Annotated in this window: 15 protein-coding genes; 10 read left to right on the top strand and 5 right to left on the bottom strand. The window is 72.1% G+C overall.

Going from position 1 to position 19,646, the window contains the following annotated elements; translation table 11 throughout:
- Window positions 1-12: 12 nt before the first annotated feature.
- Window positions 13-780 (bottom strand): DeoR/GlpR family DNA-binding transcription regulator, encoded by a 768-nt coding sequence (locus AABM36_RS07645; protein ID WP_423445640.1) that lies wholly within the window; start codon window positions 778-780, stop codon window positions 13-15.
- A gap of 65 nt (window positions 781-845) precedes the next feature.
- Between AABM36_RS07645 and AABM36_RS07650 the strand changes: the two genes are divergently transcribed.
- Together AABM36_RS07650 and AABM36_RS07655 are read left to right on the top strand one after the other, a co-directional pair.
- Window positions 846-1,229, top strand: coding sequence for a VOC family protein (locus AABM36_RS07650; protein WP_423445641.1), 384 nt, complete (start codon window positions 846-848; stop codon window positions 1,227-1,229).
- On the top strand, window positions 1,229-2,479 hold the full coding sequence (locus AABM36_RS07655) for an MFS transporter (protein WP_423445642.1): 1,251 nt from the start codon (window positions 1,229-1,231) through the stop codon (window positions 2,477-2,479). The genes AABM36_RS07650 and AABM36_RS07655 overlap by 1 nt, the downstream gene beginning before the upstream one ends.
- 34 nt (window positions 2,480-2,513) lie before the next feature.
- Here the strand turns inward: AABM36_RS07655 and AABM36_RS07660 are convergent, their stop codons facing one another.
- Both AABM36_RS07660 and AABM36_RS07665 read right to left on the bottom strand, forming a co-directional pair.
- Window positions 2,514-3,617, bottom strand: coding sequence for a glycosyltransferase family 4 protein (locus tag AABM36_RS07660; protein ID WP_423445644.1), 1,104 nt, complete (start codon window positions 3,615-3,617; stop codon window positions 2,514-2,516).
- Window positions 3,614-4,669, bottom strand: a complete 1,056-nt coding sequence (locus tag AABM36_RS07665; RefSeq protein ID WP_423445645.1) for an alpha/beta fold hydrolase — start codon at window positions 4,667-4,669, stop codon at window positions 3,614-3,616. Before AABM36_RS07665 ends, AABM36_RS07660 begins: the two co-directional genes overlap by 4 nt.
- A gap of 168 nt (window positions 4,670-4,837) precedes the next feature.
- Between AABM36_RS07665 and leuS the strand changes: the two genes are divergently transcribed.
- The 6 genes from leuS (at window position 4,838) to holA (ending at window position 15,159) form a co-directional block, all read left to right on the top strand.
- Window positions 4,838-7,348: a leucine--tRNA ligase gene (gene leuS / locus AABM36_RS07670; protein WP_423445646.1), complete on the top strand. Its 2,511-nt coding sequence runs from the start codon at window positions 4,838-4,840 to the stop codon at window positions 7,346-7,348.
- Between the two features lie 296 nt (window positions 7,349-7,644).
- Window positions 7,645-8,541, top strand: coding sequence for a DegV family protein (locus AABM36_RS07675; protein WP_423445647.1), 897 nt, complete (start codon window positions 7,645-7,647; stop codon window positions 8,539-8,541).
- Between the two features lie 77 nt (window positions 8,542-8,618).
- Window positions 8,619-9,803, top strand: a complete 1,185-nt coding sequence (locus AABM36_RS07680) for a helix-hairpin-helix domain-containing protein (protein WP_423445649.1) — start codon at window positions 8,619-8,621, stop codon at window positions 9,801-9,803.
- Window positions 9,804-10,204: 401 nt separating this feature from the next.
- The gene (locus tag AABM36_RS07685) at window positions 10,205-12,514 is read left to right on the top strand and encodes a ComEC/Rec2 family competence protein (RefSeq protein WP_423445651.1); all 2,310 of its coding nucleotides are present in this window, start codon (window positions 10,205-10,207) and stop codon (window positions 12,512-12,514) included.
- Between the two features lie 184 nt (window positions 12,515-12,698).
- Window positions 12,699-13,796 (top strand): NADH:flavin oxidoreductase/NADH oxidase, encoded by a 1,098-nt coding sequence (locus tag AABM36_RS07690; RefSeq protein WP_423445653.1) that lies wholly within the window; start codon window positions 12,699-12,701, stop codon window positions 13,794-13,796.
- Window positions 13,797-14,145: 349 nt separating this feature from the next.
- Window positions 14,146-15,159, top strand: a complete 1,014-nt coding sequence (gene holA, locus AABM36_RS07695) for a DNA polymerase III subunit delta (protein ID WP_423445655.1) — start codon at window positions 14,146-14,148, stop codon at window positions 15,157-15,159.
- Window positions 15,160-15,252: 93 nt separating this feature from the next.
- Here the strand turns inward: holA and rpsT are convergent, their stop codons facing one another.
- Window positions 15,253-15,513 carry a 30S ribosomal protein S20 gene (gene rpsT / locus AABM36_RS07700; protein WP_012398375.1) on the bottom strand — a complete coding sequence of 87 codons (261 nt, stop codon included), beginning with the start codon at window positions 15,511-15,513 and terminating at the stop codon, window positions 15,253-15,255.
- 297 nt (window positions 15,514-15,810) lie between these two features.
- Window positions 15,811-16,395 carry a type II toxin-antitoxin system PemK/MazF family toxin gene (locus AABM36_RS07705; RefSeq protein WP_423445658.1) on the bottom strand — a complete coding sequence of 195 codons (585 nt, stop codon included), beginning with the start codon at window positions 16,393-16,395 and terminating at the stop codon, window positions 15,811-15,813.
- Window positions 16,396-16,479: 84 nt separating this feature from the next.
- Here AABM36_RS07705 and lepA point away from each other — a divergent pair, with 84 nt between their 5' ends.
- Window positions 16,480-18,336: a translation elongation factor 4 gene (lepA, locus tag AABM36_RS07710; protein WP_191872294.1), complete on the top strand. Its 1,857-nt coding sequence runs from the start codon at window positions 16,480-16,482 to the stop codon at window positions 18,334-18,336.
- Window positions 18,336-19,580, top strand: coding sequence for a radical SAM family heme chaperone HemW (hemW, locus tag AABM36_RS07715; RefSeq protein ID WP_423445660.1), 1,245 nt, complete (start codon window positions 18,336-18,338; stop codon window positions 19,578-19,580). The genes lepA and hemW overlap by 1 nt, the downstream gene beginning before the upstream one ends.
- Window positions 19,581-19,646 lie beyond the last annotated feature (66 nt).

The following is a 19,646-nucleotide window of genomic DNA, read 5'->3' on the forward strand; positions in this document are numbered from 1 at the left end:
GCGCGGGCGGTCTCACACGCTGGGGACCACCGTGACCTCCACGCCCGCGTCCTCGAACGGCTCCAGGGCGGATCGGGGGGCGTCCTGCGTGGTCATGAGGTGGGTGAGCTCCGAGATCGCGGCGAAGCGGAACGTGGAGGGCCGGGACAGCTTGTCCGCGGTGGCCACCAGCACCCGCCGCTCGGAGGACTCGATGGCGGCGGCTTTGATCGCCGCGTCCTCGGGCAGGTCGCACACGAGCCCGCGCGTGGGGGAGACCGCGCACGCCCCCATCACGAACACGTCCGCGTTCAGGGCGCGGACCGCGTCGGTGGCCTGGGTGCTCAGCTGCGCGAGGGTGTCCGTGGTGACCACCCCGCCGGGGACGACGACGCGCGCGGCGGGATCGCTCGCCAGCACCGTGGCGCTGTGCAGGGACAGGCACACCGCGGTGAGCGGGCGGCCCACCAGCTGGGTGGCCACGGCGTGGCACGTGGTGCCGTTGTCGATGATCACGGTTTCGTGATCGCTGATCAGTTCGCACACCGCCTGCGCCAGGGCCGTCTTGCGCTCCAGGTCCTCGCCCAGGCGCAGGGCGTAGGGCAGCTCCTCCCCGGACCTCACCGCGCGGGCGGCCCCTCCTGGCACGCGCCGCAGCGCGCCGTGGGCCTCGAGCGTGGCCAGATCGCGGCGGATGGTCACGGGGGAGGCGCCCGTGAGACGGCTCAGCTCGTCGACCGTCATCCGGCCGGAGCCGCGCAGGGACTGGACGATCATCTTGGCCCGTACTGATCGGTGCATGTGATCATTCAGCCATCTAGCGTGATCAGTACGCAAGTTCTCCACCGATCTCGGAAGGATTTCCCATGGCTGTGCTGGACCACGCCGCGCTGTACGTCGAGGACCTCGACGCCGTGTGCGCGTTCTACACCACCCACCTCGGCGCCACCCAGGGCGCCGGCTACCACAACCCGTGCACGGGGCTGCGCACGTACTTCCTGTCCTTCGAGGGCGGTGGGCGCCTGGAGGTCATGGCCCGTCCGGGCCACGACCGGCCGCGGGACGAGTTCGCGCTGGGATACCACCACGTGGCGTTCCACCTGGGGTCGCGGGCCGCCGTGGACGCGTTCGTGCATCGGCTGCGGGACGCCGGGATCGAGCCCGTGGACGGTCCCCGCGTGACCGGCGACGGGTACTACGAGGCCGTCGTGCTGGACCCGGAGGGTCACCGCGTGGAGGTGGTCGGCTGATGGCACGCTCCGCAGAGACGACAGCCTCGGACACCGCGAGCGCCGCCCGCACCGCCACGCTCGTGGTGTTCGGTGCGAACGGGTTCGCGTTCGCGTCCTGGATGTCCCGGCTCCCGGACATCCGCGCCCACTTCCTGCTGAGCCCGGGGGAGCTGAGCATGCTGCTGCTCGCGATCGCCACGGGCTCGCTGATCGGACTGCCCCTGGCGGGGCGGGTGCTCGAGCGCACCGGGACCACCCGGGGCACCCGGATCGCGGCGGCGGTGGCCGCCACCGGACTGGTGGGCGCGTCGGTCATGATCGCCACGGCGCCGGATGTGCGGTGGGTGCTGCCGCTGCTCACGGTCTTCGGGCTGGGCAACGGCATGTGGGACGTGGCCCAGAACCTGGAGGGCGCCACGGTGGAGGAGCGGGTGGGCCGCTCGATCATGCCGTGGTTCCACGCCGCGTTCAGCGGTGGCACGGTGCTCGGTGCGCTCACGGGTGCCGCGGCGATCGCGGCGGGCGTTCCCGCGGGGGCGCACATCGGCGTCGTCGTGGTGCTGGCCGCCGCGGCCGCGTGGTTCGCGAGCGCGCGCTTCCTGACCGCCCCCACGACGACGCCGCGGCGCGAGTCCCACGCGTCCCGCACTTCCGGGGCGGGTGGCGCGTGGCTCGAACCGCGCACCCTGGCGATCGGGGTGATGGTCATGGCCGCGGCGTTCACCGAGGGCACGGCCAACGACTGGCTGGCGGTCGCGTTCGTGGACGGCCACGGTGTGAGCTCCGGGACCGGGGTGATCGCGGTGAGCGTGTTCCTCAGCGCGATGACCCTGGCCCGGATCCTGGGCACCTCCGCGCTGGACCGTTTCGGGCGGGTCACGATCCTGCTGGTGCTGTTCGGCACGGCGTTCGCGGGCAGCCTCATGGTGGTCTTCGGCAGCCTGCCCGTGGCGTTTGCGGGCGCTGCGGTGTGGGGGATCGGGGCGAGCCTCGGGTTCCCGGTGGGGATGTCCGCGGCGTCCGACGACCCCGCTCGCGCGGCGGCCCGGCTGTCCGTGGTCTCCACGATGGGCTACACCGCGTTCCTGAGCGGCCCGCCGCTGCTCGGGCTGCTGGGCGACCGGGTGGGAACGCTGCACGCGCTGCTCGCGGTGGGTGTCGCGGCCGTGATCGCGATGGTCTCCGTGCCGGCGGCTCGCCCCCGGCCAGCGGTGGCGCCGGAGAGTGCGCCGCGGGACGAGCGGTCGGCGTGCACCGTGGCCGGCTGAGAGCGTCGCGGGGAGTCCGCTCGCGGGGTGCCCGTCAGCCGCGCTGGTGCAGCTCTCCGGCGAGGTCCAGCAGGTCCCGGGCGGAGTCCGCCCACGTGTGCTCGCGGATCCGCTCCAGCCCCGCGAGGACGCGCTGCCGGGAGAGTCCCGGGTCCGTGAGCTCGCGCACCCGGGCGGCGAACGCGGCGTCGTCGTCCGCGGGGGCGTAGCCGGCGGCCTCCCCGGCGACCTCGTGGAAGATCGGCAGGTCGGAGCACACCACGGGCGCGCCCTGCGCGAAGGCCTCCACGAGCGGCAGGCCGTAGCCCTCCGCGCGGGACGCCGTGACCAGTGCTGCGCACGAGGACAGCAGCTCGCGGTACTCGTCCTCGCCCACTCCGCCGTGGAAGACCACCCGGGCTCCGGCCGGGACCCGCGCCTCCAGCTCGGCGCGGCGTGCGGGGGAGATCCGGGACAGCAGATGGAGGGTGTGGTCGGGCAGGTGCGCCATGGCCCGCAGCAGGGTCTCCACGTTCTTGTACGGCAGGAACGAGCCCATGTAGACGAGGTCCGTGCCGCGGCGTGTCAGTCTGTCCAGTGCCTCGTCCTCGGGGATTCCCGCCGACGGCGCCGCGTTGGCGATCACGCGCACGTCCCGCTTCGTGAGGCGGTGGGCCAGGATCTGCTGCCGGGAGGTCTGCGAGACCGTGGCCACGGCGTCCGCGCGGTTGAGCGTGAGCCGCTGCGGCCACCAGGCCTTGTGGTAGGCACGCCAGCCCCACTGCACCGGCAGCGGCAGGTCACCCGGGGGCTGGGGGTGCTCGTAGTAGATCAGGTCGTGCAGCGTGAGGATCAACCGGTACCGGCGCCCCAGCGAGCCCATGGTCTGCATGGGTGAGAACACCACGTCGGGGTCGAAGCGGTTGACGGCGAGCGCCGTGAGCACCTCGGCGGGTGACGTCACGGAGGGGCCCGTGATGCTGACGACGTCCTCGGGCACGAACGCCCGCTGGGCGGGGTCGCTGACCAGCGCGCACAACCGCACTCGCGGATCCTTGCGCACCTCGTGGGCGGTCGCGGCGAGCAGCTCGGCGCTGTAGCGGCTGATGCCATCGTGGTGGTCGGTGCGGAGGTAGCGGGCGTCGAAGAGCAGCTTCACCGCTCGGACTCCCCGGACAGGCCGCGTGCCCGGGTCTCCCGCCGGAACTGCGCGGCGCTCGCCGCGGGGTCCACGGCGGGGAGCATCCCGGTGAGCTGGTCCGGGGTGGACACGGTGGTGTCCGCGAACGGCAGCTGGTCGTAGCCCTCGAGGGGCTCGGGGGCGGGGGACTCCAGGAATTCCTCGATCATCCGCGCGGCGGTCTGCGGCGCCTCGTAGTGGATCAGGTGGCCCACCCCGGGGATGATCTGCAGGCTGTGGCTGCGGATCCAGGACGCCATGGTGCGCTGGGAGTCCACGGAGCCGAGGTCGTCCAGCTCTCCCACGATCAGCAGGGTGGGCATGGTGAGCTTCATGGCCACCTCGGCCACGGTGCGGGAGATCGAGGCGTCGTAGGCCTGGGTGAGCACGTCCCGGTTGGCGAACGTGTTGAAGTACGCCTGGTGCTGGCGCAGCGCGTAGTGCTTGATCTCGGGGTCATCGGACTTGATCATCACGTCCGTCATGAGCTTCACCACGGCGTTCGAGGACAGCAGCCGGGTGCCCAACCGGCGGGGCATGGTGGAACCCGCGCCGTAGTACAGCCGGGTGAGCTTGGTCAGGGACTTCTGCGACCCGCTCAGCGCGGGCTGGGAGATCGGGTTGATGAGCACCAGGCGCTCCACCATCGAGGGGTGCTCGGCGGCGAAGTGCGCGGCCAGGATGGAGCCGAAGGAGTGCCCCGCGAGCACCACGCCCGTGCCGGAGTCCGGGGTCACGGCGCCGTCCGTGAGGGCGGTGATGAAGTCCCGGGTGAACCGCACGTACTCGTCCACCGAGTGCTCGCGCTCCGGGAACGGTTCGGAGCGGCCGAAGCCGGGCAGGTCCGGGACCACCACGTGGTACTTCTCCCGCAGGGCGGTGGCGATCAGCTGCAGTCCGTGGTGGTCGCCGCGGAAGCCGTGGAGCATGACCAGCAGGGGCTTGCGCTGCTTGTCCGCGTCGTAGAACCAGTACCGCACGCGGTACCCGTCCAGTACCACGCTGCGGCGTTCTGCGTAGGGGTTGTCCACCGGGCCTCCATCCGTCCGTCATCGGGCGTCCCCATGGTATCCGGGCCCCCTGCACGCGGGCCGTGACGGCGGCTGGTCTAAACTGGGAGGGATCCCCACACCACCACGCGGGGGACCGCGCTGCCGCCCCGGCACCCGCCCGGCCCCGTGAACCTGAAGGCGAGGCACGTGAGCGAGCACAGCACCCCGGAGGCGGGCACCGAGTACGACGTCCAGCGCATCGAGGCCACCTGGTCCGGCTACTGGGACGAGAACCGGGTCTACGCACCCGCCGACGACGGCTCCGCGCAACGGCGCTACGTGCTCGACATGTTCCCGTACCCCTCGGGCGACCTCCACATGGGCCACGCCGAGGCGTTCGCCATGGGTGACGTGGTGGCTCGCTACTGGTGGCACCGCGGCTACGACGTGATGCACCCCGTGGGCTGGGACTCGTTCGGGCTGCCCGCGGAGAACGCCGCGATCAAGCGCGACGCCCACCCCGCGGAGTGGACCTACCGCAACATCGACACCCAGCGCGAGTCCTTCAAGCGCTACGCGATCAGCGCGGACTGGGACCGGGAGATCCACACCTCCGACCCCGAGTACTACCGCTGGACCCAGTGGCTGTTCCTGCAGTTCTACTCCCACGGTCTCGCGTACCGGAAGGACTCCCCGGTCAACTGGTGCCCCAAGGACCAGACCGTGCTGGCCAACGAGCAGGTGGTCAACGGGGCCTGCGAGCGCTGCCACACCCCCGTGACCAAGAAGTCCCTGAACCAGTGGTACTTCAAGATCACCGACTACGCCCAGCGCCTGCTGGACGACATGACCGGGCTGGAGGGCCACTGGCCCGAGCGCGTGCTGGCCATGCAGCGCAACTGGATCGGGCGCTCCGAGGGCGCGCACGTGAACTTCGTGATCGAGGGGGCACCCGCGGAGGGTGCCGAGCCCTCGGACACCTCCGGGCGCACCGTCACCGTGTTCACCACCCGCCCGGACACGCTCTACGGCGCCACGTTCTGCGTGGTGGCCGCGGACGCCCAGATCGCCCAGGACGTCGTGGCCCCCGAGCAGGCCGAGGCGCTCGCCGAGTACCGCGAGCAGGTCAAGGCGCTGTCGGACATCGAGCGGCAGTCCTCGGACCGGGAGAAGACCGGGGTGTTCCTGGGCCGCTGGGCGGTGAACCCGCTCACGGGCGAGAAGCTGCCGGTGTGGGCCTCGGACTACGTGCTCGCGGACTACGGCACGGGCGTGATCATGGCGGTGCCCGCCCACGACCAGCGTGACCTGGACTTCGCCCGCGCGTTCGACCTGCCCGTGCGCGTGGTGGTGGACACCGGCGCCGAGGACCCCGCCCAGACGGGGGTGCCCGCCCTGGGTGAGGGCACCATGGTCAACTCCGGGCCCTTGGACGGGCTCACCCAGCCCGAGGCGCTGGCCAAGGCGATCGAGATCGTCACCGGGGCCGGCGCCGGCGAGCGCTTCGTGAACTTCCGGCTGCGGGACTGGCTGCTGTCCCGGCAGCGCTTCTGGGGTGCTCCCATCCCGATCATCCACTGCGCCTCGTGCGGCGAGGTGCCCGTGCCCGAGGACCAGCTGCCCGTGCGGCTGCCCGAGGACCTGCGCGGCGAGCAGCTGGCGCCCAAGGGGCAGAGCCCGCTCGCCGCGGCGTCGGACTGGGTGAACGTCAGCTGCCCGGCGTGCGGAGGGCCTGCGAAGCGTGACACCGACACCATGGACACGTTCGTGGACTCGTCCTGGTACTACCTGCGCTACACGTCCCCGCAGGACGACGCCGCCCCGTTCGACCGCGCGGCGGTGGACCGCTGGATGCCGGTGGACCAGTACGTGGGCGGGGTGGAGCACGCCATCCTGCACCTGCTGTACTCGCGGTTCTTCACCAAGGCCCTCTACGACTTCGGGCTGGTGGGCTTCACCGAGCCGTTCAAGGCGCTGCTGAACCAGGGCCAGGTGCTCAACGGCGGCAAGGCCATGTCCAAGTCCCTGGGCAACGGCGTGGACCTGGGCGAGCAGCTGGACGCCTTCGGCGTGGACGCCGTGCGCCTCACCATGGTGTTCGCGTCCCCGCCCGAGGACGACGTGGACTGGGCGGACGTCTCCCCGCAGGGCTCCCAGAAGTTCCTGGCCCGCGCGTGGCGCCTCGCGCAGGACTGCACGGCGGACCCCGCGGCGTCTTTCGCAGACGGGAACAAGGCGCTGCGCAGCGCCACGCACCGCACGGTCGCGGATGCCGAGCAGCTGCTGGACGCCGGGAAGTTCAACGTGGTCATCGCCCGCACCATGGAGCTGGTGAACACGGTGCGCAAGGCCATCGACACCGGCTGCGGGCCCGCGGATCCCGCGGTGCGCGAGGCCGTGGAGGCCGTCGCGATCCTGCTGAGCCTCGTGGCGCCGTACACCGCCGAGGACATGTGGCACCTGATCGGCCACGAGGACACTGTGGTGCGCGCCCCGTGGCCCGCCGTGGACCCTGCGCTGCTGGTGCAGGACACCGTGACCGCCGTGGTCCAGATCAAAGGCAAGGTCCGTGACCGCCTGGAGGTCCCCGCGGACATCACCGAGGCGGACCTGGAGGCCGCGGCCATGGCCTCGGAGACGGTCCAGCGGCTGCTGGCGGACGCCACGGTGCGCAAGGTGATCGTGCGTGCTCCCAAGCTCGTGAACATCGTGGTCTGATGACCGCCCACGGTTCCCGGAGCCCGTCCCCCGACTCGCACGAGCCGGAGGGCGGGCTCCGCCCGTTCCCGGGGCTGCGCACGGACGGCGGTGGGCTCCCGGAGGACGCTCCGGCCCCGCCCGCGTCTCCCGCGGGAGCCCCGGAGGACGACGCCGCAGCGCAGGGACCCGCCCAGGGTCACCATCGCGCGGCCCATCCTGTGCTCCCGGAGGATAGACCCGGTGCCCCTGATGCACCGGGATCCCCGGCCACGCTGCAATGTCCCGGGACAGGGGGCGGGCGACGCCGGGTCGCCGTGGTCACCGACAGCGCCGCGGCCCTCCCGCCGTCCTGGCTCGCCGATGTCGAGTCCTCCGGCGGGTTCGCGCTCGTGGACATGCCCGTGCTGATCGGGGGGCAGCTGCACACCGAGGACGAGGCGGACCGGTTCTCGTCCCTGGTGGTCGCGCTGGCCGAGGGCCGCCCGGTCACCACGTCCCGCCCCTCCCCGGGCAGGCTGCGGGCGGCCTACCGGGGTTTCGAGGAGGCAGGCTTCGAGGCCGTCGTGTCCGTGCACCTCTCGGGTGAGCTCTCCGGCACGGTGGGGGCCGCGAGGATCGCGCGGCAGGACATCGGCATCCCGGTGCGCATCGTGGACACCCGCAGCGCCGGTCTGGCGCAGGGACTGGGCGTGCGTGCAGCCCTGGAGGCGGCGGCGTCGGGGGCGGGGATCGACGACGTCGCCCGCGCAGCCACCGAGGCGGCGCACCGTGCGCAGGTGCTGATCCAGGTGCGCTCCCTGGACACCCTGCGCCGTGGCGGGCGGGTGAACCCGACCACGGCGATGGTGGGCACGATGCTGCAGATCAAGCCGCTGCTGAGTCTGGCCGAGGGGAAGATCGTGACCGTGGAGCGCCCGGTGTCGCTGCCGCGGGCGAAGCAGCGGTTCATGGCGCTCGCGGGGGACGCGCTGGAGCACTCCGAGGCAGCGCATCCGGTGCTGTGCGTGCACCACGTGGCCGACCCGCACGGGGCGCGGGAGATCGGGGAGGTGCTCATGGACCGCTACCGCCCGGACGCCGAGCTGGTGGTCAGTGAGCTGCCCCCGGTGCTCAGCGCGCACGTGGGGCTGGGGACGAAGGCGGCGATCGTGGAGGGGCCCACCTCCAGCCCGGTCGCGCACGGTGTGAGGGCTCCCCAGCCGGGCGCCTGACCCCCACATCGTGCACCGGGTCCACAGTGACGCGGTGACGCCCCTGGCGGGGCGGCGGGACGCGCTGGAGTGGGGGCATGAGTGGCATCGACTTCAGAGGGCGGCGCAGGTTCCGGGACAGCGAGGCCACGGAGCGGTTGACCGCGCTGCTGCGCGAGAACGGGGCGGGCGGGACGTCTCAGGCGGTGCCCGGCCACCAGGATGACGAGGACCTGTCGGGCGGATCGGTCTCGCGGGAGGCCAGCATGTCGTCGGGCGCTCCGGCGGGTCACGCGGCACACGCCTCCACCGGGACTGCGGCCAGCCACTCCAGCCCCGGGTCGCTGACCGGCCCGGGAATCGAACGCGAGGGAGACGCCGGAGACTGGTCCGACCCAGGGGCATCCCGGCACCGCGAGGACGTGATCGTGCGCCGCCGGTTGAGCCGCCCCGCGCTCGTGCTGCTGTGCGTCGTGCTGCTCATTGCGCTCGGCGTGGGGTGCGTGAGTCTGCTGACCGGTGGGTCTCAGGGGGAAGCGGTGGTGGCCACCGCGTCCTCGGGGGCTGACAGCCCGCAGGACGGGGCGGAGGGCGGACCGGAGGGTGCCGGGTCCGTGTCCGGCGGGCCGTCGCGGACGCCCGGCGGACCGGGCACCGGTGCGGACCGTGGAACCGGTATCGCGGGATCCTCGCCCGGCGCAGACGGTGGTGTCGTGACCGTCCACGTGGTGGGAGAGGTCAACGACCCCTCGGTGGTCACCCTGTCTCCCGGAGCACGCGTCATGGACGCGGTCCAGGCCGCCGGAGGGTTCACACCCGGGGCCGTGAAGGACCGCATCAACCTGGCGGAGCCCGTGGTGGACGGCGCCCAGATCGTGATTCCCAACCGGTCCAACGCGGACAAGGTGCTCGCTGCCGGTGCCGCTCCGGGTGCGGGAGCACGGTCCGCCGGGTCCGCGCCAGGTGATGCCGCTCCGGGTGGGTCCTCTCCGGGCGGGTCCGCGGGGACCGGAGCGCCCGGGCAGAGTGGGTCGGACACGGGACGGTCATCCGGTGCAGGGGGTCAGCGCGCTCCGGACACGGGCGGCGGGGCGCTGGTGAACCTCAACACCGCCAGCCAGGCCGAGCTCGAGGAGCTGCCCAAGGTGGGGCCCGTGCTTGCGCAGCGCATCGTGGAGTTCCGCACCCAGCACGGAGCGTTCACGGCCCCGGAGCAGCTGGACGACGTCAGCGGAGTGGGCCCCGCCATGCTGGAGGCGCTGCTGCCGCTGGTCACGGTGTGAGCGTGACGTGGGACCTGCGGCTGCTGCCCGTGGCGCTCGCGGTATGGGGCTCCGCCGCCGCTACCCTGGCGGCCGGGTGGGTCGGGGGTGTCGCGTGCGCGCTGGTCGCCACGGTCCTGGTCCCGGTGGTGGAGCGGGTACCACGGTGGGCCCGGCTGACGCTGGGGTGGGCACAGCGCATGCGCCGGGTCGGTGCTCCCGGGATCCTCGGCCCGGCAATCCGTGGAGGGACTGCGCCGAGCCGTGCTCGTCAGCCCCGCCGCAGCGCTCGGCCCCCTCTCCGTGTTCAGCGCCCTCACACTGCCCGGTCCTCGCGTTCTGCTCTGTCCCGAAGGAGCGGCGACTCGTCACGACGCGCCCCCTCCGCCGCGAAGCAGCGCCCCACGCCTCCAGGTCCTGCGATGGCCGCCCTCGTGCTCCTCGCCGGGGCGGCGGCGGTCGTCAGCGCGCTTGCGGCGACCGCGCCGGCTGCGGCGTTCCTGGACGGACATCCCCAGGGTTCGGTCGTGCGGGTGGAGGGGACGGTGTCCGGGGTCCCGTCGCCGTACACGTCACGCAGCGGCGCGGGCGATCAGGAGGCATCCCACGGGGTGGCCGTGACCCTGGACCTTCAGCGCGCAGACGGGGAGCCCGCCGCCGCGGAGCTCACGGTGTTCGCGACCCACCCCGGCTGGGAGGGCGTGCAGGACGGGCAGCGTGTGGGCGGCGTCGTGACCGTGGCGGACACCGCCGCGCCCGCCCGATTGCTGGCCCGTGCGACCTCCCCGCCCGTGACAGGTGAAGGCCCAGCGGAGGAGCCCGGTCTGCTGGAGACCGTCCGGGCGGACCTCACCCGCATCGCCGGAGGCTTCGGGGCCGTCAGCGCAGGTTTAGTACCCGGCATGACGGTGGGGGACACCTCCCAGCTGCCCGAGGCCCTCGCCCAGAGCATGAAGGACACCGGGCTGACCCACCTCACGGCCGTCTCCGGGAGCAACTGTGCGCTGGTGATGACTCTCAGCGGGTTCACCGCACTGTCCCTCGGCGCGGGCCGCCGCATGTGCGTGGGGGTGGGTCTCCTGGCGCTCGCGGGATTCGTGCTGCTCGTGGGCCCGGATCCCTCTGTGCTGCGCGCCGGGGTGATGGGGGCTCTGGGCGGCGTCGCCATGCTCAGCGGGCGCACCGGGGTGAGCCTCAACGCCCTGTGCGCGGCGGTGACGGGACTGGTGCTCGTGCGCCCGGACCTCGCCACGGACATGGGATTCGTGCTCTCCGTGCTGGCCACAGCTGGCATCGTGGTCAGCGCCCGTCCCGTCACCCGGGTGCTCAGCGCCCGCCTGCCCACAGCGCTCGCCGTGTGCATCGCGGTGCCGCTCGTGGCCCAGCTGTGGTGTGGCCCCGCGCTGCTGCTGCTCAACCCGGACCTGCCGCTGTACTCCCTGCCCGCGAACATGGCCGCCTCGCCCCTGGTCCCCGTGGTCACGGTGGCGGGTCTGCTCGCGGTGTGCGTGCTGCTGGTCGGCCACCTGCTGGGCCCGGCCCTGTCCTGGGCCCTGCCGGGCGCGGCCGATCCCTCCTCCTTCGCGGGGTGGGACCGAGCCGCGAGCCTGCCCGTGGGCATCGCCTCCTACCCGGCGCGAACCCTCGGCTGGATCGCCGACACCTTCGCCGCCCTGCCGGGCGCCCACGTCCCGTGGCCACCCGGGGTGCTGGGATTCCTGCTGCTCACGCTCCTGACCGTCCTCGCGCTTGCCGCCCTGCACACGGTGGACGGTCGCATGCGCCGCCCGCCGCCCACCACCGGCTCGGTGGACCCCAGACCCGCCGAGCCGCCGCTGCCCGACGCCGTGTGGCGCGCCCGCGCACACCGCCTCCGGGCACGACGCCGCCTGCTCGCCGTCACCGCGTCCCTCGCCCTGGTCATGCTCCTGGTCACCGCCGTGCTGTGGTGGTTCCGCCCGCCCCCGGACTGGGAGTCGGTGGTGTGCGACGTGGGGCAGGGGGACGCCGTCCTGCACCGCACGGGTGAGCACAGCGCCGTGCTCGTGGACGGCGGGCCCGACCCCCGGGCACTGACCCGGTGCCTCCGGGACGCTGACGTCACCCACCTGGACGCGGTGATCGCCACCCACGACCACGCCGACCACGTTGCCGGATTCGAGGGCCTCGCCGAGACCGTGGACGTGGACCGCGTCTGGTACTCCGCAGCCGGGGACACCCCACCGGATGAGCTCGCCCAGTGGGCGGACATCGCCACACGCCCCTCATCGGGTGAGCAGCTGCACCTGGGGCCACTCACCGTGGAGGTCCTGGCCCCCACGAAGGGAAGCCCGAAAGCACGTCCCACCTCCGAGGACGAGAACAACGCCTCCCTCGTGCTGCTCCTGACCCTCGACGGCCCCGACGGCACCACCACCTGGCTCAGTGCAGGCGACCTCGAAGCGGACGGCTACCGCCGCACGCTGCGCACCCTCCCCGGCGGACATGCACCCCCGGTCGACGTCCTCAAGGTCTCCCACCACGGCGCCCGCAACGGAGGCACCGACATCATCCACGACACCCACCCAGCGCTCGCGGTGATCTCCGTGGGGGAGGACAACAGCTACGGCCACCCACACCCCCAGATGGTCGCCGCGCTGCAGGACGCGGGCGCTGCAGTGGCTCGGACGGATGAGAGCGGTGCGTTGTGGGTGCACCGGGAGGGCGAGCGCGTGGTGGTGTCCCGCCGCTGAGTCGGGGCCCGCAGAAATATCGCGCACGGAGGATCCGTTGTTCACGTGATGCCACAGGGCCCCCTCCCTGGGCGTGTGCGTCGTCCCCGGAGGAACCGCCGCCGTCGAGAACGGCAGGTCTGGCCACCCCATCCGTGGGAGGGACCTCACCCGGTGCAGCGGCCACGTCGACGAAAGGACTGCCATGCGCTCCACACTGTTCGAACCCCTGACCCTCCGCGGCCTCACGGTCCGCAACCGGCTGTGGGTCCCGCCCATGTGCCAGTACTCCGCGTTCGGGGAGGACGGCGTGCCCACCGACTGGCACCTCGTCCACTACGGATCGCTCGCCGCCGGTGGGGCGGGGGCCGTGATCGTGGAGGCGAGCGCCGTCGTGCCCGAGGGGCGGATCAGTCCCCGGGACCTGGGACTGTGGAACGACGAGCAGCGGGACGCCCTCGTGCGGATCGTGGACTTCGCCCACCAGCAGGGCGCGGCCATCGGGGTTCAGCTCGCCCACGCGGGCCGCAAGGCCAGCACCGAGGCCGCGTGGGGCTCCGAGAATCCCGGACGGTCCCTCTCCGCAGAAGACGGCGGCTGGGAGACCGTGGGTCCCTCCGCCGTCGCCTTTCCCGGCCTGGCAGAACCCGTCGCGCTGGACGAGCGGGGCATCGACGAGGTCGTGGCCGCGTTCGCCGCGTCGGCCCGTCGCGCGGTGGAAGCCGGCATGGACTTCGTGGAGCTCCACGGCGCCCACGGCTACCTGCTCCACGAGTTCCTGTCCCCGCTGAGCAACGAGCGCACGGACGAGTACGGCGGCACCCTGGAGAACCGCGCCCGGCTGCTGCTGCGCGTCACCGACGCCGTCCGGGACGTGATCCCCGAGGACATGCCCCTGCTCGTGCGCCTCTCCGCCACCGACTGGACCGACGGCGGACTCACCGTCACGGACACCTCCCGCGTCTCCGGGTTGCTCGCCGAGCACGGCGCGGACCTCATCGACGTCTCCTCCGCCGCCAACGTCCCCGCCGAGATCCCGGTGGGCCCCGGCTACCAGGTGCCCCTGGCCACCGAGATCAAGACCACCGCCAGAGTCCCCGTGGCCGCGGTCGGGATGATCGACACCGCCTGGCAGGCCGAACAGATCGTGGCCACCGGTCTCGCGGACGTGGTCCTCATGGGCCGCGAAGCCCTGCGCGACCCCCACGTGGCGCTCACCGCCGCCCGCGAACTTGGGGTGCAGGAGCTGCCCGTCCCCGGCCAGTACGAACGCGCCTACCGCCGCCCGCCGCGCTCGCGGTGAGCCCCGGCGTCCGCCGGACTGCGACCCGAGCGTGATCCGGCGGTGAACACCGAGCAGGTGAACCCGGGCGCTCGGGGGACACCACCAGATCCGCGATGCGGAGTGGAACGACGAGCAAGGGCCGGGGTGCAGCCGGGACGACGTCGGGGCCCCGGCACTCGTCCGCAGTGCCGCACGCGGCCGCGCCGGCTCTCGCCCTGCACAGACTCTCCGGGGTGTCTGCACCCACGGCTAGCATGAGGAGGCAGCGTCGGCGTCCCGGCCTCGCACCTTCCGGTGAGAGAGCCCGCTCGCACCCGGGTCCGAGCGGCGTCGCCACCCGAGCAGTCGGCCACGAACGAGGAGCACCATGACCCCGGCACGCACGTCTTCCCGCCGCCAGGCGCCCTCGGCACCGCAGACCTCGTGGCGTGAGGCCACCCCTCAACCGCTGGTGCTGGCCTCCGGCTCGGACGAGTACATCCTGCAGCGGATCAAGGAGACGCTCCGGGACACCATCCGCGCGGAGCGCGGTTCCTGCGAGGTCACGGACATCGCGGCCGGGGACTACGAGCCGGGCCAGCTCGCCGTGGTCACCAGCCCGTCCCTCTTCGACGACCCCAAGCTCGTGTGCGTCCAGGAGCTCGCGAGCATGAACGAGCACCTGCTCGCGGACGCCCTGGCTTACGTGGCCAACCCCGACCCGGACGTCACCGTGCTGTGGCAGCACTCCGGCGGCACCCGCGGCAAGAAGCTGCTGGACGCCCTCAAGGAGAAGGCTCTCGTCCTGGACTGCACCCCGCCCAAGTCGGACCGGGACAAGTCCTCGTTCGTCCTGGCGGAGTTCCGCGCGCAGAACAAACGCATCGAGCCCGACGCCGCCCGCGCCCTGGCCGCGGCGGTCGGCACCTCCACCGCCGAGCTGGCCGCCGCGTGCTCCCAGCTGATCGCGGACGGTCCCGTGACCGTGGATCTCGAACTCGTGGAGAAGTACTACGGCGGCCGCGTGGAGGTCACCGCGTTCCGGGTGGCGGACGCCGCCGTGGCCGGCAACGCCGAGCAGGCTCTGAAGCTGTGGCGGCAGGCCGTGGACGTGGGGGTCGATCCCGTGCCCATGGTCGCCACGCTGGGCTCGAAGATGCGGCTGATCGCGCTCACGGCCGGGTCGCGCGGGGGAGCGGGGCAGATTGCCCGGGACGTCGGTGCCGCCCCATGGCAGGTGGAGCGGGCCCAGAACGAGGCGCGACGCTTCACGGCGCAGGACGTCACCCGGGCGCTGCAGGCCATCGCCGAGGCGGACGCCCAGGTCAAGGGGGCCTCCCGGTCCCCGTACTTCGCGGTGGAGCGCGCCATCACGGTGATCGCCACGTCCGGCAACCGCTGAACGGGCGGCAGCACACCTCACACGACAACGGGCCCGGCACTCGCGAGGAGTGCCGGGCCCGTGTGCTCCGTCAGTGAGACGGTGTCAGCCGATTCAGATCTTGGCGACCTTCTTGGCCAGACCGGACTTCTTGTTGGCCGCGGTGTTCTTGTGCAGAACGCCCTTGGACACGGCCTTGTCGAGCTTGCGGGACGCGGTGCGCAGGGTCTCAGCAGCGGCGTCCTTGTTGCCGGACTCGACAGCGGCATCCACCTTGCGGATGAGCGTCTTGAGCTCGGACTTGTACGAGTTGTTGCGCAGGCGAGCCTTCTCGTTGGTGAGGATGCGCTTCTTCTGCGACTTGATGTTGGCCACGTGTAACTCCTAGAACGATTGCGGAAGTAGGTCAGTGAGGGCTCACGGATGGTCATCGACTGAGTTGTGAGAGTGGGGATGCTCGGTGGCAACCATCCGCTGTGCCCGACGACCAGCGCGGACACACAGCGGACTACTTTAGCAGACCAGAGCCGCGGATGCCCGGTGCGGCGCGACAGCGTCGGGGTGCGCCGCCCGGTCCGGGTTGAGGCGACGTGCCCGATGACGCCCTTCGGCATGTGCGAGCGCGGGCCGGCCCCTGGGTAGGCGCGCGGTGCCGCGAGGGCTCACCCGGGCTCATCGCCGCCGCGTCAGCTCCGCCGCCACGACGTCGAACCGCGCGCGGTCCAGCACCGCGCCCTCACGCCGCACGTCCTCCGGCCGCACCGGGATGATCCGGTCGATCCGCGCCTCCGACGGCCGCCCCGAGCGGTCCCAGCCACCCACGCCCACGTCCACGTAGAAGGGGTCGTCGTGCCGGGCGGTGTCGTGGTCCTTGGAGGTCAGCATCACGCACAGCAGGTGCTCGCCGGCGCGGTCCACGATCAGCACGGGCCGGTCCTTCCCGCGCGAGTGGTCCTCCTGGTACGGCACCCAGGTCCACACGACCTCCCCGGGATCGGGCCGGCCGTCCGGCTTCGCGGCCCACCGCGGGTTCACGGGCCCCGTCCAGTCCCCGGGGTACGAGGCAGTGGTGCGGGAGGGCGACGTCGCCGTGCCCGGCCGCGCGCTCGATGTGCCGCGCTCGTGGGCCACGATGGGCGGCGGCGTCGTGCCCCCGGAGCGTGACGAACGGGAGGCGGGCCCGCGGGAGCCCGCGTAGCGCTGGTACATGCGGACGAGGCGCAGCCCCTGGTTCAGGAGTCGAGAGATGTCGGCCATGGGGACATCGTAGGGGGACCGGTTCGCCCCCGGCCCGGGATCATGGGAAACTGGGGAGTCATCCTGAGAACGAAAGGACCGCCCGTGTCACCGTTGGCCGTCAATCCACCGGCACCTGCCTCGACCGACCCCTCGGTGATCAGGAACTTCTGCATCATCGCCCACATCGACCACGGCAAGTCCACGCTGGCGGACCGCATGCTGCAGGCCACGGGCGTGGTGACGCCCCGGCAGATGAAGGCCCAGTACCTGGACCGCATGGACATCGAGCGCGAGCGCGGGATCACCATCAAGTCCCAGGCGGTGCGCATGCCGTGGAACGTGGACGGCACGGACTACGCGCTGAACATGATCGACACGCCCGGGCACGTGGACTTCACGTACGAAGTCTCCCGCTCCCTGGCCGCGTGCGAGGCCACCATCCTGCTGGTGGACGCCGCCCAGGGCATCGAGGCGCAGACGCTCGCCAACCTGTACCTGGCCATCGAGAACGACCTCACGATCATTCCGGTGCTCAACAAGATCGACCTTCCGGCCGCGCAGCCGGAGAAGTACGCGGCGGAGCTCGCCAACCTCATCGGCGTGGAGCCGGAGGAGGTCCTGAAGGTCTCCGGCAAGACCGGTGAGGGCGTGGAGGAGCTGCTGGACCGCATCGTGCGGGACGTCCCGGCCCCCCAGGGCGTGAAGGACGCGCCGTCGCGCGCCATGATCTTCGACTCCGTGTACGACACGTACCGCGGAGTGGTCACCTACGTGCGCGTGGTGGATGGCACCCTGGTGCCCCGCGAGCGCATCGAGATGATGTCCACGGGCGCCACGCACGAGCTGCTGGAGATCGGCGTGATCTCCCCGGAGCCCATCCCGTCCAAGGGGCTGAGCGTGGGGGAGGTGGGCTACCTCATCACGGGTGTGAAGGACGTCCGCCAGTCCCGCGTGGGCGACACCGTGACCAACCAGCAGAAGCCTGCTCAGGAGTCCCTGGGCGGTTACCAGGACCCCAAGCCCATGGTCTTCTCGGGCCTGTTCCCGGTGGAGGGCTCCGACTACCCGGTGCTGCGCGACGCCCTGGAGAAGCTGCAGCTCAACGACGCCGCCCTGGTCTACGAGCCCGAGACGTCCGCAGCACTCGGCTTCGGCTTCCGCTGCGGGTTCCTGGGCCTGCTGCACCTGGAGATCACCCGGGACCGCCTGGAGCGCGAGTTCAACCTGGACCTGATCTCCACGGCGCCCTCGGTGTCCTACAACGTGACGCTCGAGGACCACTCCGAGGTGGAGGTCACCAACCCCTCCGAGTTCCCCGAGGGCCGGATCCTGGAGATCCGCGAGCCCATGGTCTCGGCCACCATTCTGGTGCCGTCCGAGTTCATCGGCGCGGTCATGGAGCTGTCCCAGTCCAAGCGCGGCGAGATGAAGGGCATGGACTACCTCTCCGAGGACCGCGTGGAGCTGCGCTACCGACTGCCGCTCGCGGAGATCGTGTTCGACTTCTTCGACCAGCTCAAGTCCAAGACCCGCGGCTACGCGTCCCTGGACTGGAAGGCGGACGGCGAGCAGGCCGCGGACCTGGTCAAGGTGGACATCCTGCTGCAGGGCGAGCAGGTGGACGCGTTCAGCGCCATCACCCACAAGGACAAGGCCTACTCCTACGGCGTGCTGATGACGGGCAAGCTGCAGAAGCTCATCCCGCGCCAGCAGTACGAGGTGCCCATCCAGGCGGCCATCGGCTCGCGCATCATCGCGCGTGAGAACATCCGCGCGATCCGCAAGGACGTGCTCTCCAAGTGCTACGGCGGAGACATCTCCCGCAAGCGCAAGCTGCTGGAGAAGCAGAAGGAGGGCAAGAAGCGCATGAAGATGGTGGGCCGCGTGGAGGTCCCCCAGGAGGCCTTCGTGGCCGCGCTGTCCTCGGACGAGGACAACGGCAAGGACAAGAAGAAGTAGTGCCCGCGCAACCGGAGGGTGATCCGGCTCCGGAGGACGGCGCACTGCCCGCCGGTGCGGTGGCCCGCGCCGCCGAGCGCACCCTGAGCCTGTACGTCCACGTCCCGTTCTGCGCCGTGCGCTGCGGGTACTGCGACTTCAACACGTACACCATGGAGCAGCTCGGGGACGGCGTGTCCCGCGCGGACTACCACGCCGACGCCGCCGCGGAGGTCCGCTTCGCACGCTCGGTGCTCGACGCCGCCGGTGCACCACCGCGGCCGCTGCACAGCGTGTTCTTCGGCGGGGGCACCCCCACGCTGCTGCCCGCGCGGGAACTCGCCGCCATGCTGCACCAGGCCCGGGAGAGCTTCGGGCTGGCGCCGGACGCCGAGGTCACGGTCGAGGCGAACCCCGACTCCGTCACCCAGGAGACCTTCGACGTCCTCGCCGAGGCCGGTGTCACCCGGGTGTCCTTCGGGATGCAGTCCGCGGTGCCGCACGTGCTGGCCGTGCTGGAACGCACGCACACCCCCGCGAACGTGCCGCGCGCCGTCGGCTGGGCCAAGGAGCGCGGGCTGGGCACGAGCGTGGACCTGATCCACGGAACTCCGGGGGAGAGTCTGCGGGAATGGGAGGTCTCCGTGGAGGCGGCCCTGGCCATGGAACCGGACCACGTCTCCGCGTACTCGCTCATCATCGAGGACGGCACCAAGCTGGCCGCCCAGATCCGGCGCGGCGAGGTGCCCGAGCCGGACCCGGACGACCAGGCGGACAAGTACACGCTCGCGGACCGCATGCTGCGGGACGCGGGCTTTGCGTGGTACGAGGTGTCCAACTTCTCGCGTGCCGCCCACGGGCGCACGGCGGAACAGAACCGCAGCGCGCACAACATCGCCTACTGGCGAAACCAGGACTGGTGGGGCATCGGACCCGGAGCCCACTCCCACGTGGACGGGGTGCGCTGGTGGAACCTCAAGCACCCGCTGCCCTACACCAACAAGGTGCGCGCGGGGGTCTCACCCGCGGTGGGTCGCGAGACCCTGGACGCGGACACCCAGTACGTGGAGCACGTGATGCTCGGCATCCGGATCAGCGAGGGCATCCCGGTCTCGTCCCTGCGTCCGGAGGGCCGCCGGGCCGTGGCGGGGCTGATCGCGGACGGCTGGCTGGACGGCCCCGCGGCCCTGGCGGGCACGGCGGTGCTCACGGATGCCGGGCGCCTCATGGCCGACGCCGTGACGCGGCGGCTGCTCGACTGGTGAGCTGTGCGGCAGGGTCGCAACGCGGCACCGGGCACACGTCGTGCGCACCGCAGCCGGGACGGGGCC

It is taken from the genome of Kocuria sp. KSNUG (genome assembly GCF_049532735.1).
Taxonomy (GTDB): Bacteria; Actinomycetota; Actinomycetes; order Actinomycetales; family Micrococcaceae; genus Kocuria; species Kocuria rhizophila.